Origin of the sequence: Streptomyces sp. AM6-12 (assembly GCF_044327085.1) — a bacterium.
In the GTDB taxonomy this organism is placed as follows: domain Bacteria; phylum Actinomycetota; class Actinomycetes; order Streptomycetales; family Streptomycetaceae; genus Streptomyces.
The window spans coordinates 5975480-5991646 of record NZ_JBIQWN010000001.1; the positions used below are offsets into that span (position 1 = coordinate 5975480).

Annotated in this window: 12 protein-coding genes and 5 tRNA genes; 11 read left to right on the forward strand and 6 right to left on the reverse strand. The window is 74.3% G+C overall.

What is annotated here, in order from left to right; translation table 11 throughout:
* Positions 1-49: 49 nt before the first annotated feature.
* The 6 genes from ACE4Q9_RS27210 (at position 50) to ACE4Q9_RS27235 (ending at position 9635) form a co-directional block, all read left to right on the forward strand.
* The gene (locus tag ACE4Q9_RS27210) at positions 50-880 is read left to right on the forward strand and encodes a MetQ/NlpA family ABC transporter substrate-binding protein (RefSeq protein ID WP_397986862.1); all 831 of its coding nucleotides are present in this window, start codon (positions 50-52) and stop codon (positions 878-880) included.
* Positions 881-1051: 171 nt separating this feature from the next.
* Complete coding sequence (locus ACE4Q9_RS27215) at positions 1052-1690, forward strand: GNAT family N-acetyltransferase (RefSeq protein ID WP_397986863.1); 639 nt, start codon at positions 1052-1054, stop codon at positions 1688-1690.
* A gap of 112 nt (positions 1691-1802) precedes the next feature.
* Complete coding sequence (gene cbiE, locus ACE4Q9_RS27220; RefSeq protein ID WP_397986864.1) at positions 1803-3026, forward strand: precorrin-6y C5,15-methyltransferase (decarboxylating) subunit CbiE; 1224 nt, start codon at positions 1803-1805, stop codon at positions 3024-3026.
* A 336-nt stretch (positions 3027-3362) separates the two neighbouring features.
* The gene (cobT, locus tag ACE4Q9_RS27225) at positions 3363-7169 is read left to right on the forward strand and encodes a nicotinate-nucleotide--dimethylbenzimidazole phosphoribosyltransferase (RefSeq protein ID WP_397986865.1); all 3807 of its coding nucleotides are present in this window, start codon (positions 3363-3365) and stop codon (positions 7167-7169) included.
* Between the two features lie 306 nt (positions 7170-7475).
* Positions 7476-8708, forward strand: coding sequence for a uroporphyrinogen-III C-methyltransferase (gene cobA / locus ACE4Q9_RS27230; protein WP_397986866.1), 1233 nt, complete (start codon positions 7476-7478; stop codon positions 8706-8708).
* Between the two features lie 108 nt (positions 8709-8816).
* Positions 8817-9635, forward strand: a complete 819-nt coding sequence (locus tag ACE4Q9_RS27235; protein ID WP_397986867.1) for a TrmH family RNA methyltransferase — start codon at positions 8817-8819, stop codon at positions 9633-9635.
* Positions 9636-9648: 13 nt separating this feature from the next.
* Here ACE4Q9_RS27235 and ACE4Q9_RS27240 read toward each other — a convergent pair whose 3' ends face one another.
* A complete protein-coding gene (locus ACE4Q9_RS27240) occupies positions 9649-11064 on the reverse strand; it encodes a protein kinase (RefSeq protein ID WP_397986868.1) in 1416 nt (471 codons plus the stop codon).
* Between the two features lie 601 nt (positions 11065-11665).
* Between ACE4Q9_RS27240 and ACE4Q9_RS27245 the strand changes: the two genes are divergently transcribed.
* The 3 genes from ACE4Q9_RS27245 (at position 11666) to ACE4Q9_RS27255 (ending at position 13546) form a co-directional block, all read left to right on the forward strand.
* The gene (locus ACE4Q9_RS27245) at positions 11666-11842 is read left to right on the forward strand and encodes a hypothetical protein (RefSeq protein WP_397986869.1); all 177 of its coding nucleotides are present in this window, start codon (positions 11666-11668) and stop codon (positions 11840-11842) included.
* 403 nt (positions 11843-12245) lie between these two features.
* Positions 12246-13124: a phosphotransferase family protein gene (locus ACE4Q9_RS27250; RefSeq protein WP_397987345.1), complete on the forward strand. Its 879-nt coding sequence runs from the start codon at positions 12246-12248 to the stop codon at positions 13122-13124.
* A 101-nt stretch (positions 13125-13225) separates the two neighbouring features.
* Positions 13226-13546: a zf-TFIIB domain-containing protein gene (locus ACE4Q9_RS27255; protein ID WP_397986870.1), complete on the forward strand. Its 321-nt coding sequence runs from the start codon at positions 13226-13228 to the stop codon at positions 13544-13546.
* A 51-nt stretch (positions 13547-13597) separates the two neighbouring features.
* Here ACE4Q9_RS27255 and ACE4Q9_RS27260 read toward each other — a convergent pair.
* The 5 genes from ACE4Q9_RS27260 to ACE4Q9_RS27280 all read right to left on the reverse strand — a co-directional run bounded on the left by ACE4Q9_RS27260 (position 13598) and on the right by ACE4Q9_RS27280 (position 14079).
* Positions 13598-13669 (reverse strand) — tRNA-Val (locus tag ACE4Q9_RS27260).
* Positions 13670-13698: 29 nt separating this feature from the next.
* Positions 13699-13770: transfer RNA gene (locus tag ACE4Q9_RS27265), tRNA-Val, on the reverse strand.
* Positions 13771-13821: 51 nt separating this feature from the next.
* A tRNA-Val gene (locus tag ACE4Q9_RS27270) sits at positions 13822-13893 on the reverse strand.
* 1 nt (position 13894) lies between these two features.
* Positions 13895-13968: transfer RNA gene (locus tag ACE4Q9_RS27275), tRNA-Cys, on the reverse strand.
* Positions 13969-14006: 38 nt separating this feature from the next.
* Positions 14007-14079 (reverse strand) — tRNA-Gly (locus ACE4Q9_RS27280).
* Positions 14080-14256: 177 nt separating this feature from the next.
* Between ACE4Q9_RS27280 and ACE4Q9_RS27285 the strand changes: the two genes are divergently transcribed.
* Together ACE4Q9_RS27285 and ACE4Q9_RS27290 are read left to right on the forward strand one after the other, a co-directional pair.
* Complete coding sequence (locus tag ACE4Q9_RS27285; protein WP_397986871.1) at positions 14257-15312, forward strand: chorismate-binding protein; 1056 nt, start codon at positions 14257-14259, stop codon at positions 15310-15312.
* A complete protein-coding gene (locus tag ACE4Q9_RS27290; RefSeq protein WP_397987346.1) occupies positions 15309-16133 on the forward strand; it encodes an aminotransferase class IV in 825 nt (274 codons plus the stop codon). The genes ACE4Q9_RS27285 and ACE4Q9_RS27290 overlap by 4 nt, the downstream gene beginning before the upstream one ends.
* Positions 16134-16167 lie beyond the last annotated feature (34 nt).

Consider the following 16167-nt stretch of genomic DNA (forward strand, 5'->3'; position numbering starts at 1 on the left):
CCGCACCCCCTGATGCGGGGTCGCACCACCATAAGGAAAGGCACTTTTCGTGCGTAACACCGCCAAGCTCACCACCGCCGTCCTCGCCGCCGGAGCCCTCACCTTCGGGCTGACCGCCTGCGGCTCAGGCAACTCCTCCGCCTCCCACGACTACAGCGGCCCGCTGGTCGTCGCCGCCAGCCCGGTCCCGCACGCCGAGATCCTGAACTTCGTCGAGAAGAACCTCGCGAAGAAGGCCGGGCTCGACCTCCAGGTCAAGGAGTTCACCGACTACATCACGCCGAACACGGCGACCGAGGACGGCTCGGTGGACGCCAACTACTTCCAGAACCAGCCGTACCTGGACGACTTCAACAAGAAGCGCGGCACCCACATCGTGCCCGTCGTCACGGTGCACCTGGAGCCCCTCGGCCTGTACTCCCACAAGGTCAAGAAGGCGGGCGACCTCAAGAACGGTGCGACCGTCGCCGTCCCCAACGACGCCGTCAACGAGGGCCGCGCGCTGAAGCTGCTCGCCGACAACGGGCTCATCACCCTCAAGTCCGGCGCCGGCAACGAGGCCACGCCCGAGGACATCGCCAAGAACCCCAGGCACCTCCAGTTCAAGGAGGTCGAGGCGGCCCAGACCCCGCGCTCCCTGGACGACGTGGACGCGGCGGTCATCAACGGCAATTACGCCATCTCCGCGGGCCTCAAGCCCGCCAAGGACGCCCTCGTCCTGGAGTCCGCGAAGAACAACCCCTACGGCAACTTCCTCGCCGTGAAGAAGGGCAACGAGAACGACCCGCGGGTCAAGAAGCTCGCCAAGCTCCTCACCTCGCCCCAGGTCAAGAAGTTCATCGAGGACAAGTACCAGGGCTCGGTCATCCCGTCCTTCTGATTCCGGCCACCGGCACGCACCGCGTCGCGACCCACGGGGTCCACTCCCTCACCGGGTGTGGACCCCGTCGTGCGGTTCAGTGGTTTCATGCTGCATGCTGGGCAGTTCAGCAGGACCGTGCCACGGCGGCTGCTGGCACTCGAGTTCTCCCCGAAGGTTACGGAGCGGCGCATGACGAGCACCTTCCCCAACATCTCCATCAGCACGGAGCGGTTGGTGCTGCGCCCCCTCGACGAGGACGACGTGCCCGCCCTGGCCGAGATGATGAACGACGAGCAGGTCGCCGCTTGGACCGACGTGCCCCAGCCGTTCACCGAGGCCGGCGCCCGGCGCTGGATCACCGAGCACGCGCCCGCCGAACGCGCCGCCGGCCGCGGACTCGACCTCGCCGTCACCGAGTTCCTCACCCAGCGTCTGGTCGGCATCGTCCAGCTGACCCGGACCAACTGGCACGTCCGCGCCACCGAGTTGTCGTACATCATCGCTCCCTGGGCCCGCGGCGAGGGGTACGCCTGCGAGGCGGCGCTCGCCACCGCCCGCTGGCTCTTCGGCGACCAGCGCTTCGAGCGCGTCGAGCTGCGCACCGCCGCCGACAACACCGCCTCCCAGCAGGTCGCCCAGAAGATCGGCTGCATCAGCGAGGGGGTGCTGCGCAACGCGTGCATAGTCCATGTGCGCACCGAGGACGGCGGCTGGGCCGATCTGCGCACCGACTTCATCGTGTGGAGCCTGCTGCCGGAGGACCTGGAAGGCGCCGACGAGCAGCTCGCCGACACCGGCGGCTTCACCTCGTACGGCGACTGGAACTGACCCCGCCGCCGCGTCCCGCCACCCGCGACATCGCGCGACCGGGTACCCTCACGGAGCCCGCCCACGGGCCACGCACCCCTGACGACCTGCGAAAACCTGGAGATGGACGACGATGGCCGACCGGGTCACGGTGATCGGCTGGGACGGCTCGCCGCTGACCGACGCGGCACGCTCCGCCCTCGGCGCCGCCACCCTCGTGGCAGGCGCGGCCCACCACCTGGCACTGCCCGAGATCCCGCCCTCCGCCGAACGCATCCGCCTCGGCAGCGTCGCGCTCGCCGCCCGCCGCATCGCCGGCCACCGCGGCACCGCGGTGGTGCTCGCCGACGGCGACCCCGGCTTCTTCGGCGTCGTACGCACCCTGCGCGCCCCCGAGTTCGGCCTGGAGGTGGAGGTCGTCCCCGGCGTCTCCTCCGTCGCCGCCGCCTTCGCGCGGGCCGGCATGCCCTGGGACGACGCCCAGGTCGTCGTCGCCCACCCGCGCACCCTGCGCCGGGCCGTGAACGTCTGCCGCGCCCACACCAAGGTGGCCGTCCTCACCGCACCGGGCGCGGGCCCCGCCGAACTCGGCCTCCTCCTCGCGGGCGTCCACCGCACCTTCGTCGTCTGCGAGGAACTGGGCACCGACCGCGAACAGGTCTCCATCGTCACCTCCGACAAGGCCGCCGACCACACCTGGCGCGACCCCAACGTCGTCATCGTCATCGGGGGTCCCGCGAACGCCACGGAGGGCGGCGGCTGGATCGCCGGCCGCGATCCGGGCACCGGCCCGCGCGGCTGGGTCCAGCCCGACGAGGCGTACGGCGACGGCACCGCCCTCGGCGAGGGCGAGACCGAGCTGCTGCGCGCCGCCCAACTCGCCCGCCTCGGGCCGCGGGTCGGCGACCTCGTCTGGGACATCGGCTGCGGCTCCGGCGCCTTCGCCACCGAGGCCGCGCGCGCCGGTGCCGCCGTCATCGCCGTCGACCAGGACCCGGCCGCCTGCGCCCGCACCGACGGCGCCGCACGCCGCTACGGCGTCCAGCTCCAGGTGGTGCACGGCAGCGCCCCGCACGTCCTGGAGGACCTGCCCGAACCCGATGTGGTCCGGGTCGGCGGCGGGGGAGCGGCCGTGGTCTCGGCGGTCGCCGACCGGCGCCCGCAGCGCATCGTCACCCACGCCGCGACCCGCGACGCGGCCGAACTCGTCGGCCGCGACCTGACCGAGCACGGATACCGCGTCGAGTGCGCCCTGCTCCAGTCCGTCGAACTCGACACCCGCGCCTGGCGGGAGACCGAGCGGAACGTCGCGTTCCTGCTCAGCGGCATACTGTCCGATCGCCCCGTGATCCGGTAGTCGTACCGCGCGCGGTAGGCTGGCCGATCGTTGTACCGCACCGGTGGCCCGGAACTTCGTTCGCCAATGTCCGGAACGCACGCCCGTTTTGGGGTGGGTGTGGTACGGCGAACCCGTGGACGCGCAACGTGGCGTAGTCCACAGCGGCCTGTCGCGGATCATGCTGTCGCGACGAGGCAACGACCGGGACAATGCCACTGAATGGCTTTGTCGCCTTTTCCGGCGGGTCGTTCGTGCCGCTGGGCACGCACGCTCGTTCTTCACTACGGGGCGGTCGGTGTGCCGTTCCGGGTGAGCTGGTCGCAGGAGCACTAACCGATTGGGCGAGGGGTACGCATGACCGACACCGGCCAGGTCCCGGGCGAGGGGCAGCCGGAGAGCGCAGGCATGGTGGAGCAGCCGGGCGTCACCGCGCACGGCGCGTACACCTACCTCTCCGAGGCCCCCGCCGAGGACGAAGACCTGCTGCTGCCGGGCGCCCAGGGCGCATGGGGCAACGAGGTGCCGCCGCCCGCCCCGGAGCCGGTGGTCGAGGCCGTCCACGAAGCCTCCGGCCGCGACACGGGGTCCGTGGACCTCAACGGCGTACGCCTGCCGTCCGCGCAGGAGACCACGGCGCCGCGCCGTCCGCTGCATCTCGGCCCGCCCATCCCCAGCGCCTCCGCGGGACCGGTCCGCTCCCTCGCCGACCGCGGCCCCGAGTACCTCGACGCCCAGCCGCTCCGGGAGATGGGCCCGCAGAGCGCGGCCCCCTGGGGCGCGGCCCCGGCGGGTACGGCGGTGGCGGCGCCGGTGGCCGGACAGGTACCGGACGCGGCGGAGACCGCGCCGGTCGCCGCCGGGATTCCGGACGCCGCGCCGGTCGCGGCGGAGGTGTCCCAGGCGCCGGTCGCGGAGCAGGTGCCGGGTGCGGAAACGGTTGATCCGGCGGTCGCCGGTACGGCGGAGGCCGCCGCCGGCGAGGCCGTCGCGCAGGTACCCGCACCCGAGGTTTCCCAGCAGATGGTGACCGAAGGCGCGGCGGCGCCGGTGGCCGGTCAGAACGTGCCGGTCGCCGCGGAGCCCGTGCAGGCACCGGACGACCAGGTCGCCGAGGTCACGGAAGCGAGCGCGCCCGTGCCGCAGGTCCAGGAGGCGCAGGTCGCCGAGGCCCCGGCGCCCGTGGACGGCATGCCGGAGGCCGGTGCGCCCGCGCAGGCCGAGGTCCAGACTCCCGGTGCCGCCGTGCCGGTCGCCGAGGCCGCTCAGCAGGTCGAGCCGGTCGCTGCCGAGCCCGTACCGGCCACCTCGCCCGTCGCCGTCGAGCCCGTACCGGAGGCCGCCCAGGCGCCCCAGCCGGTCGAGGCCGTCGCCGCCCCCGTGTCGGACGCCCAGCAGGCCCCCGACGCCGTAGCCCCCGACGCGGTGGCCCCTGTCGTCGAGGCCGCCCAGCAGACCGAGCCGATCGCGGTCGAGGCCGTCGAGGTCGCGCAGGCCGCCGCGCCGGTCGAGCCCGTCGCCGCCGAACCCGCCCAGGTGGTCCAGCCGGTCGAGCCCGTCGCCGCCGAGGCCGCCGAGGCCGCCCAGCCGGTCGGCCCCGCCGAGCCCGTGGCCGTCCCGGTCGAGCAGGCCGCGCCGGTCGAAGCGGTCGAGGTTTCCGCCGCCCCCGCGCCGGACGCGCAGCAGGTCCAGGGCCCGCAGCCGGTGGAGCCCGTGGTCCAGGACGCCCCGGTGGCCCCGCCCGCGCCCAGCGCCCCGCAGCCGCAGCAGCCCGCGCAGCCGGAGCCCCCGGCCGAGGCGCAGGCGCAGCCGGCGGCTCAGGACCCGACGGGCCAGGCGGTTCCGGCCGCCGAGCCCGTCCCGGCGAGCGACCCCGCCGTACCCGCCGCCCCCCAGCAGCCCGCGGACGCCACCCCGGCGCCGGTCGCCGCCGTGGCGACCGACCCGCAGGCGGACGCCGTCACCGCGGAGGCCACGCAGCCGCAGGCCGCCGAACCGGCCCCCGCAGCCGCCCCGGTACAGCCGCAGGCCGTCGAACCGGCCCCCGCCGAAGCGCCCGCACACCCGCAGGCCCCCGCCGCCCCCATCCAGCCGCAGGCCGAAGCTCCGGCGCCCGCCGAAGCCCCGGTCCCGCAGGCCCCCGAGCCGGTGGACACCGCCGTGCCCGCGCCCGCCGTTCCCCTGGAGCAGGCTCCCGAGGAGCCGGCCGGGGAGTCCGTGCCGGTGGAGGGGCAGGTGCCGAACGCGCCGCAGCTCGCGCCGACCCCGCCGCACCCGCTCGCCCTGCCCGTGCAGGGCGCCGCGCCGCAGGCCACCGTGCCCGCGCCGCGCGAGGCCGAGGCCGTACCGCGGGCCGAGGCCCCGGAGCCCGCCGTCGAGCAGGGCGAGACCCCGGCCGAGGCGGCACCGGCGCCCGCGCCGCAGGCCACCGGCCCCGCCGCCCCCGGCTACGACGAGGCCGAGCGAGAGGCCGTGCTGAAGGTGATGCGCGAGCGCCGCGACATCCGCAACGGCTTCCGCGGCGACCCCATCCCGCACGAGGTGCTGCTCCGCGTCCTGGAGGCCGCGCACACCGCGCCCTCCGTCGGCCACTCGCAGCCCTGGGACTTCGTCGTCATCCGGTCCGCCGACACCCGGCGCACCATGCACGAACTGGCCATGCGCCAGCGCGAGGCGTACGCGAAGTCGCTGCCCAAGGGCCGGGCGAAGCAGTTCAAGGAACTGAAGATCGAGGCCATCCTCGACACCCCGGTGAACATCGTCGTCACCGCCGACCCCACCCGCGGCGGCCGGCACACCCTGGGCCGCTACACCCAGCCCCAGATGGCGCCGTACTCCGCCGCGCTCGCCGTGGAGAACCTCTGGCTCGCCGCCCGCGCCGAGGGCCTCGGCGTAGGCTGGGTCAGCTTCTTCGACGAGCGCGAGATGGTGCGCGCGCTCGGCCTGCCCGAGCATCTGGAGGTCATCGCCTACCTGTGCGTCGGGTACGTCGACGAATTCCCGGACGAGCCCGAGCTGATGCAGGCCGGCTGGTCCAAGCGACGCCCCCTGTCCTGGGTGGTGCACGAAGAGACGTACGGCCGCCGTGCGCTGCCCGGAGAGGAACCCCACGACCTGCTTGCCGAGACCGTCGCCCAGATCCGCCCGCTCGACGCCAAGGCCCTCGGTGAGGCCTGGGAGCGTCAGAAGCGCATGACCAAGCCGGCCGGCGCGCTCGGCATGCTGGAGATCATCTCCGCACAGCTGTCGGGCCTGTCCCGGCAGTGCCCGCCGCCGATCCCGGAGCCCGCCGCCGTCGCCATCTTCGCGGGCGACCACGGCGTGCACGCCCAGGGCGTCACCCCCTGGCCCCAGGAGGTCACCGGCCAGATGGTGGCCAACTTCCTGGGCGGGGGCGCGGTCTGCAACGCCTTCGCCGCCCAGGTCGGCGCCGAGGTGTGCGTCGTGGACGTCGGTGTCGCCGCCGAGCTGCCCGCCACCCCCGGCCTGCTGCCCCGCAAGATCCGCGGCGGCACCTCCGACATGACCGCCGGGCCCGCGATGAGCCGCGAGGAGGCCAAGGCCGCCATCGAGGTCGGCATCGAGACCGCCCGCGATCTGGTCGCGGCCGGCAACAAGGCGCTGCTCACCGGTGAGATGGGCATCGCCAACACCACCGCGTCCGCCGCGCTGATCTCCGTCTTCACCGCCACCGACCCGGCCGAGGTCACCGGCCGCGGCACCGGCATCAACGACGAGACGCTGGCTCGCAAGACCGAGGTGGTCCGCCGCGCCCTGGAACTCCACCAGCCGGACCCGGCCGACCCCATCGGCGTCCTCGCGGCCCTCGGCGGCTTCGAGCACGCGGCGATGGTCGGCCTGCTGCTCGGCGGCGCGTCCCTGCGGACGCCGGTCGTCCTGGACGGCGTGAGCGCGGGTGCCGCGGCCCTCGTGGCCCGCGCCATCGCCCCCGAGGTCCTCGCGGCCTGCATCGCCGGGCACCGCAGCGCCGAGCCGGGCCATGTCGCGGCCCTCAACAAGCTCGGCCTGCGCCCCCTGATCGACCTCGACCTCCGGCTCGGCGAGGGCACCGGTGCCCTGCTCGCCCTGCCGCTGGTGCAGAGCGCGGCGAGAGCGATGCACGAGGTGGCCACGTTCGACTCGGCGGGGGTCACCGAGAAGTAGGTGCCACGGCACCGCGGTCCCGGACGCGGCCCGGCGGGTGCGGCCCGGTGGTTGTACCCGTCCACCGGGCCGCACCGCTCACCCTCGGACACCCGTCCACCGGGCCGCACCGCCCACCCTCGGACACCCGTCCACCAGGGCCGCACCCGCCCACCCCCAGATACCGTCCACCGGGCCGCACCCGCCCATCCCGGACCCCTGTCCCACCGGGCCGCGCCTGCCCACCCCCCGGACACCCGTCCCGTCCGCGCCCTCCGGGACCGTAAAATCCGCACGTCAGGGCCACCCAACGCCCCCGGAGGAGCCATGGCCGAACACCCCGCCTACCCCGTAGGGCTGCGCCTGTCCGGCCGCCGCGTGGTCGTCCTCGGCGGCGGACAGGTCGCCCAGCGCCGCCTGCCCGCCCTGATCGCGGCCGGCGCGGACATCGTCCTCGTCTCTCCCGAGGCGACCCCCTCGGTCGAGGCGATGGCGGACGCCGGCGAGCTGACCTGGCACCGGCGGCGGTACGAGGACGGCGACCTCGCCGACGCCTGGTACGCCCTCATCGCCACCAGCGACCCCGCCGCCAACGCCGCCGCCTCCGCCGAGGCCGAGCGGCACCGCGTCTGGTGCGTCCGCTCCGACGACGCCGACCGGGCCACCGCCTGGACCCCCGCCACCGGCACCAGCGAGGGCGTGACCGTCGCCGTCCTCACCACGGACGCCCGCGGCCGCGACCCCCGGCACACCGCCGCCATCCGTGACGCGGTCGTCGAGGGCCTGCGCGACGGCACCCTCGTCGCCCCCCACCACCGCACCCGCGCCCCCGGCGTCGCCCTGGTCGGCGGCGGGCCCGGCGACCCCGACCTGATCACGGTCCGCGGGCGCCGGCTGCTCGCCGAGGCGGACGTCGTGATCGCCGACCGGCTCGGCCCGCGCGACCTGCTCGCCGAACTCCCGCCGCACATCGAGGTGATCGATGCGGCGAAGATCCCGTACGGCCGCTACATGGCCCAGGAGGCCATCAACAACGCGCTGATCGAGCACGCCAGGCAGGGCAAGTCGGTCGTGCGGCTCAAGGGCGGCGACCCCTTCGTCTTCGGCCGGGGCATGGAAGAGGTCCAGGCGCTCGCCGAGGCCGGCATCCCCTGCACCGTCGTACCGGGCATCTCCAGCTCCATCTCGGTGCCGGGCGCGGCCGGTATCCCGGTCACCCACCGGGGCGTCGCCCACGAGTTCACGGTCGTCAGCGGCCATGTCGCCCCCGACGACGCGCGTTCGCTGGTCGACTGGGCCGCCCTGGCCAGGCTCACCGGCACGCTGGTGATCCTGATGGGCGTCGACAAGATCGGGAAGATCGCCGAGACGCTCGTCGCGCACGGCAAGTCCCCGAAGACCCCCGTCGCCCTGGTGCAGGAGGGCACGACGGCCGCGCAGCGCCGGGTCGACGCCACCCTCGCCACGGTCGCCGAGGCCGTCCGCGCCGAGGACGTGAAGCCCCCGGCGGTCATCGTGATCGGCGAGGTCGTGACGCAGGGCCCCGCGCCGGCCGGCTGACCGAATACCCCCCGGTCACCGGCCGATCCCCCGTGAACACGCGTAACCTCGGGTAACGCACCTCTACCCAGCCGTTGGCACCCCACCAGGACAAGGCAGTATCACCCCGTGGCCGATCTCATCACCGTCGAGGACCCCGACGACCCGCGCCTGTCGGACTACACGGACCTGACCGACGTCGAGCTGCGCCGCAAGCGCGAGCCCGCCGAGGGACTGTTCATCGCCGAGGGCGAGAAGGTCATCCGCCGGGCCAGGGACGCCGGCTACGAGATGCGCTCCATGCTGCTCTCGGCCAAGTGGATCGACGTCATGCGCGATGTCATCGACGAGTTGTCCGTCCCCGTCTACGCCGTGAGCCCGGAACTCGCCGAGCGCGTCACCGGCTACCACGTGCACCGCGGCGCCCTCGCCTCCATGCAGCGCAAGCCGCTGCCGACCGCCGCCGCACTGCTCGGCTCCGCCCGCCGCGTGGTGGTCATGGAGTCGGTCAACGACCACACCAACATCGGCGCCATCTTCCGCTCCGCCGCCGCCCTCGGCATGGACGCGGTCCTGCTCTCGCCCGACTGCGCCGACCCGCTGTACCGGCGCAGCGTCAAGGTGTCGATGGGTGCGGTGTTCTCGGTGCCGTACGCCCGCCTGGAGAACTGGCCGAAGGGACTGGAGCAGGTCCGCGAGGCCGGCTTCACCCTGCTCGCCCTCACCCCGGACGAGAAGGCCCGCAGCCTGGACGAGGCCGCCCCGCACACCATGGACAGGGTCGCGCTGATGCTGGGCGCCGAGGGCGACGGCCTGTCCCGGCAGGCGCTGGTCGCCGCCGACGAATGGGTCCGCATCCCGATGTCCCACGGCGTCGACTCGCTCAACGTGGGCGCGGCGGCCGCGGTCGCCTTCTACGCGGTGGCGACGGGACGCCCGCAGGGCTGAGCGGGACTCTCTCCTACGCTCCGGCGCCGGGGCGGGTAAGGGAGGACCCGTACGGGTCGTCGTACGGCCGCGCCTGCCCGGCCGCCCCCGCGCGCTCGACCGGCATCTGCCACGACTGCCGTACGTCCGTCACGCCGTTCCCGCCGGACACACCCCCGAACCCGCCGCCCAGGCCCCGAGCCGGGCCCTGGCAGCCCTGGGCCAGGGCGATGCCGAGGGCCACGAGCAGGGTCACCACGAAGAAGACGGTGAGGCGCTGACGCAGCAGCCGGGGGTTGGCGGGGCGCAGCCCGGTCTTCGTGGTGCGCGGGGCCGGGCGCCGGGCGCCGCCACGGGTGCCGGGGCGGGCGCCGCCGGTGGGACGGGGGCCGGCGCCCCGCTGCTCGGGGGGCCGCGGCGCACCCGGACGCCCGGAGGTTCCGCCACCACGCCCGCCGCCCCGCGAGGGCATCCCGCCCCGGGGCGCGGCACCGCGCGGCGGAGTGCCGGGGGCCGGGCGGCGCGCGGCGCGCTGCGGTTCCGGGTAGGTGTCGACGAGCCTCCCAGTGGGCCGGTCCGCCTCCGCCGCGCGCGGGGAGGGCGGCCGTACTTCGGTCAGGCCCTGGGCCTCACGGGCCGCGATCTCCTTGAGCCGCAGCGACAGTTGGAGCGTGCTGGGCCGGTCCTCGGGGTCCTTGGCGAGGCAGGCCCGGATCAGCGGGGCGAGCGCGTCGGGCACGCCCTGAAGATGCGGCTCCTCGTGCACCACCCGGTACAGCATCACCTCCGAACTGCCGTGCCCGAAGGGGGAGTCGCCGGTCGAGGCGTAGGCGAGGGTCGCGCCCAGCGAGAAGACGTCGGTGGCCGGGGTGACGGCCGCGCCGCGCACCTGCTCGGGGGCGAGGAAGCCGGGGGAGCCCACCGCGGTGCCCACATGGGTGAGCGTGGAGGCACCGGTGGACCAGGCGATGCCGAAGTCGATGATCCGCGGCCCCTTGGGGGACAGCAGGATGTTGGAGGGCTTCAGGTCCCGGTGGACCACCCCGGCCTCGTGCACCGCGACCAGGCCCTCGGACAGCGCCGCGCCGATCGCCGCCGCGTCGGCCGCGAGGAGCGCGCCCTCGTCGGCGACCCGGTCGTGCAGCGAGGGTCCGGGGACGTACTGGGTGGCGAACCAGGGGCGCTCGGCCTCCAGGTCGGCGGCCACCAGCCGGGCCGTGCAACCACCCCGGATACGACGCGCCGCGGAGACCTCGCGCGCGAAACGCGAGCGGAACTCCTGATCCTCGGCGAGATCAGGCCGGATCACCTTCAGGGCGACCCGCTGGCCCTTCTTGTCGGAGCCGAGGTAGACCACGCCCATCCCGCCCGCGCCGAGCCGTCGGTGAAGCCTGAACGAGCCGACGACGCGCGGGTCCTCGCGCCTCAGGCGCATCATCGCCATGTTCATCCCCGCTGCCCGGTCCCTCTGACGTGGCACAGCTTACGTTTCCCGAGCCGCGTGCGCGCAGAGGCCGCGCCCTCTGGGCACGACGGATTGTGCGCGCCACGCCGGTGAGGTGAAACGCGGTCAGGACCCCAGCACCTCGACTCCTCTTGACCGACCGTCACCGTCAACCGGGCGCGTCCGAAAGGAGGTTGATCCCACCGCGACCAGCGGCCACCTCCCTCCCCGCCCTTCCGGCGACCCGCCGCCCACGCCCCGCCGCGCCCGTCGCCGACCGGTGCCCGCACCGCGCCCGGCCCCCGCCCCGTGACCGCCCCGAGTGATCGAAGTCACGCGTTCGGGGACGCCGCCCGCGTCCGACATGCCCGACACGGCGGGCGACCCCTCAGGGAAGACCCCGATACGTGGGGCCCGCTCTCCACCCTGGGGAGTAGACCGCGGCCGGCGGCTCATCCTCCGGGAGGCCCGGCAATCGGTACGAGGGCATGACGCCCGGTTCGCGCCCCGCGCCTAGATTTGAGGTCAAGCGGCGGGTGCAGCGCTCGTCCCCCGAGGTCGGACACTCGCCGCCGTAGGACAACACGAGACGGTCAGGAGAGGGACCATGGCCCACCCGGCACCGCGACGCCCCGCGTTCGCACCCCGCCGCGCGGGCCGCCGCCACCCCTTGGTGGCGACGCTCATGGCCCTTCCCCTGGCGGCCCTGCTCCTGCTCGTCTTCGACGGCTGGGAGACGGTGGCCACACAGGCGTCGTCCGTGGGTGCGATGCTGGGGCGCTGAGCGGCGACCCCAGGCCCGAAAGAGCGGTTCGGGCGGGGACATCGACCCATGAAACCCCGTGGGGACGGGGGTGCGGCGGACGGCACACATGCCGGCGCAGCTGGGGAGCTGCGCCGGCATCGCCGTTCCCTGCGGGTGCCCTGCGGGTGCTCGGTCGGACGCCTGCTCGCCGTTGCGGCTACGGCCGTCGCGCGGGTGCGGCCCCGCCGTGGCTTGTCGCGCAGTTCCCCGCGCCCCCGGGTGCACTGCCGTTGCCTGCGTGGCGCCGCTGCCCGGCACCCCGTCAGCGCGGGCGAGCGAAACCCACCCCCGCCCAGCCAAAGCACCCCCTTACCGCAACCAGCATCCCCACCCCACCGTCGTAACCCTCACCCCACCCCCGACCTCCCGAGGCCCCGTGACCATCCTCCCCGTGCTCACGGCACACGTCCGCGCCGCCGGCACCGGCACTCCCACCACCCTCGCCGACCGCCCCGACGCCACCGTCCTCCGTCTCGGGGACACCGTCGTCAAGGCCCACGCCCCCGGCACCGACCCCGCCCACCTGGCCCGCCGCCTCGAAACGGCCGCCAAGCTCCCCGGCGTCCTCCTGCCCCCGCTCACCCCCACCACGGAAGAACTGCGCGACCGCCTGGTCACCACCTGGCCGTACGGCGCCCCGGTGGACCCCGACGCCCCCGCCGCCGCCCCCTGGGAAGCCGTGGCCGCCCTCCTCGCCCGGCTGCACCGCAGCACCCCTCACCCGGCGCTCCCCCCGATGCGCGGCCCCGCCAAGGCCGCCCGCGCCGTCACCCGGCTCCGCGCCGCCCTGGCCGGGCGCCCCCACCCCGCCGCCCGCCCCGTCCTCGCGGCCTGGGCCGCCCTCCCCGCGTGGGCCCGTGCCGAGGCCCCGATGCCAGGGCCCGCCGTCCTCTGCCACGGCGACCTCCACCTCGGCCAGCTCGTCCGGCACCCCGCCCCCGACGGCCCCTGGCGGCTGATCGACGTGGACGACCTGGGGCTCGGCGTCCCCGCCTGGGACCTCGCCCGCCCCGCCGCCTGGTACGCCTGCGGCCTCCTCCCGCCCGAGCAGTGGACCCGCTTCCTCACCGCCTACCGGGAGGCCGGGGGGCCGGCCGTCCCCGTGACCGGCGACCCCTGGCCCGCCCTGGACATCCCGGCCCGCGCCCTCACCGTGCAGACGGCCGCCCTGGCGATCACCAAGGCGCTGGCGGCGGACCGCCCGCTGGACGAGGTCGAGCAGTCCGTCGCCGACGCCTGCGCCCGCATGCCCGCCCGGTGACCCAGGAGGCTTCGGTAAGACGGTGCAACCACGCGCGGCGAAACGGAGTCTGTGCAGGGGAAACACCAAGCAGTACCGACCGGCGAGGAGTTGAGCCGACGATGCAGTGTCCGAAGTGCCACGCACCCATGCAGACGTACAACCGCAGCGGCGTCCAGATCGAGCAGTGCGGCGGGTGCCGCGGCATCTTCCTCGACTACGGCGAGCTGGAGGCGCTGACCCAGCTGGAGTCCCAGTGGTCCAAGCCCGCCCCGCCGGCCCCGCCCGCCGCCCCGCAGGGGTACCCGGCCCCGTCCGCGCCCGCCTGGGGCGCCCCGTACGGCGGCCACGGCGGTGGTCACTACGAGCACGGGCACCACGGTCATCACGGCCACCACGACCGTCACCACCGGAGCTTCACGCACATGCTGTTCTCCAGCTGAGGACACGCGGAAGCCCCCGGCCGTGGAAACGGCCGGGGGCTTCTCGGTGTGTGGACGATACTGGGATTGAACCAGTGACCTCTTCCGTGTCAGGGAAGCGCTCTCCCGCTGAGCTAATCGTCCGCGGACGGTGATCCGGGGATCACAGCCAGTGCGCGATACTGGGATTGAACCAGTGACCTCTTCCGTGTCAGGGAAGCGCTCTCCCGCTGAGCTAATCGCGCAGGATGGATCTTCGACAGACCCGCGGACCTCCGGACGGACCGGGGATCCAGTGGACGATACTGGGATTGAACCAGTGACCTCTTCCGTGTCAGGGAAGCGCTCTCCCGCTGAGCTAATCGTCCTTGGAGGTGGAGACGGGATTTGAACCCGTGTAGACGGCTTTGCAGGCCGTTGCCTCGCCTCTCGGCCACTCCACCAGGAGTGTAGGGGATCGGGATGACCCCTTCTTCCTTCGAGCGGACGACGAGGCTCGAACTCGCGACCTCAACCTTGGCAAGGTTGCGCTCTACCAACTGAGCTACGTCCGCTTGTCGTTTCGGTCCGCTTCCGCGTCCCGGCGACGTGTTGAACTCTAGCGGATTCCCGGGCCAGTACAAAAACGCGTTTGCGCAGCGTGCTGCGGTGCGCCCGGCGGACCCGGTGGTCAGGGCCCCCTCCGGGACATCCCGGAGTCACCTCCACGACACCCACCTAGACTCGGGCACGTGCTCCACCATGCTCCCGGCCTTCCCCCGCTGGCCCGTTTCGGCGACCGTCTCGCCACCGGCCTCCTCGACGTCACCAGCGATCCCGCCGCCCTGGATTCCACCGGCTTCTGGGCCGTCTGCGCGGACTTCGAGGGCAGGCTGACCTGCGCACGCTTCGCGGACGTACGGCACGCCCCGGTGCCCGCCCCGGCGCCCGGCGCCTGGCACGGACCCGCGGTGGGGGACTGGACCAGCTCCCTGGACCGCGCCGCCTACACCGCGGCCGTCCGCCGCATCCGCGCCCACATAGCGGCCGGCGAGGTCTACCAGGCCAACCTCTGCCGGGTGCTCAGCGCGCCGATCGCCCCCGACGCCGACGTGGACGCCCTGACCGCCCTGCTGGCCCGCGGCAACCCGGCGCCGTTCGCAGGAACGATTCGCCTGCCCGCGCACGGCGTGGAGATCGCCACCGCCTCCCCGGAGCTGTTCCTGCGCCGCGCCGGGCGCACCGTGGAGTCCGGGCCCATCAAGGGCACCGGCCGCACCGAGGCGGACCTGCTGGAGAAGGACTACGCCGAGAACGTGATGATCGTGGACCTGGTCCGCAACGACATCGGGCGTGTCTGCGCCACCGGCACCGTCACCGTGCCCGACCTGTGCGTGGTGGAGAAACACCCCGGTCTGGTCCACCTCGTCTCCACCGTCCGCGGCGAGCTGCGCACCGGGGCCGGCTGGCCCGAGCTGCTCGGCGCCGCCTTCCCGCCCGGCTCGGTCACCGGCGCGCCCAAGTCCAGCGCCCTGCGAATCATCGAGGCCCTGGAACCGGTACCGCGCGGCCCCTACTGCGGGGGCATCGGCTGGGTGGACGCCGACCGGGGCACCGCCGAGCTGGCCGTGGGTATCCGTACCTTCTGGATCGACCGCGCCGAGGGCGTCCTGCGCTTCGGCTCCGGCGCCGGCATCACCTGGGGGTCGGACCCGGAGGGGGAATGGCGGGAGACCGAACTGAAGGCGTCCCGGCTACTCGCGGTAGCGTCGGGGTCGTACGAGGCGAGTGGAGAGGCATGCGCATGAAGATCTGGCTGGACGGCGGGCTCCGGGACGCGGATGCCGCCCGCGTCTCCGTGTTCGACCACGGGCTGACCGTCGGCGACGGCGTCTTCGAGACGGTGAAGGCGACCGACGGGCGCACGTTCGCGCTCACCCGGCACCTCGACCGGCTGACCCGCTCGGCGCGCGGCCTCGGGCTGCCCGACCCCGACCACGACGAGATCCGCGAGGCGTGCGCCGCCGTGCTCGGGGCCAACCCGATGCCGCTCGGCCGACTGAGGATCACCTACACCGGCGGCCACGGCCCCCTCGGCTCCGACCGCGGCGCGCACGGCCCGACCCTCGTGGTCGCCCTCGGCGAGACCACCCGCCGCCCCGACAGCACGGCCGTGATCACCGTCCCCTGGACCCGCAACGAGCGCGGCGCGCTGACCGGCCTGAAGACCACCTCCTACGCCGAGAACGTCGTCGCCCTCGCCCGCGCCCACGAACAGGGCGCCTCCGAGGCCCTGTTCGCCAACACCTCGGACCACCTGTGCGAGGGCACCGGCTCGAACGTCTTCGTCGTCCTGAACGGCGAGATCCACACCCCGCCGGTCGCCTCCGGCTGCCTCCCCGGCATCACCCGCGCCCTCGCCGTCGAATGGACCGGCGCCCAGGAGACCGATCTGCCGCTCGACGTGCTGGACCGCGCCGACGAGATCTTCCTGACCTCCACCCTGCGCGACATCCAGGCGGTGCACCGGGTGGACGACCGGGAACTCGCCGCCGCGCCGGGGCCGGTGACCGCCAAGGCGATGCGGATCTTCGAGGAGCGGGCGGCCGGGGACCTCGACCCGCGGTGACGCCCGCGGTGCGGTGATCACGGCGATCGCGGTG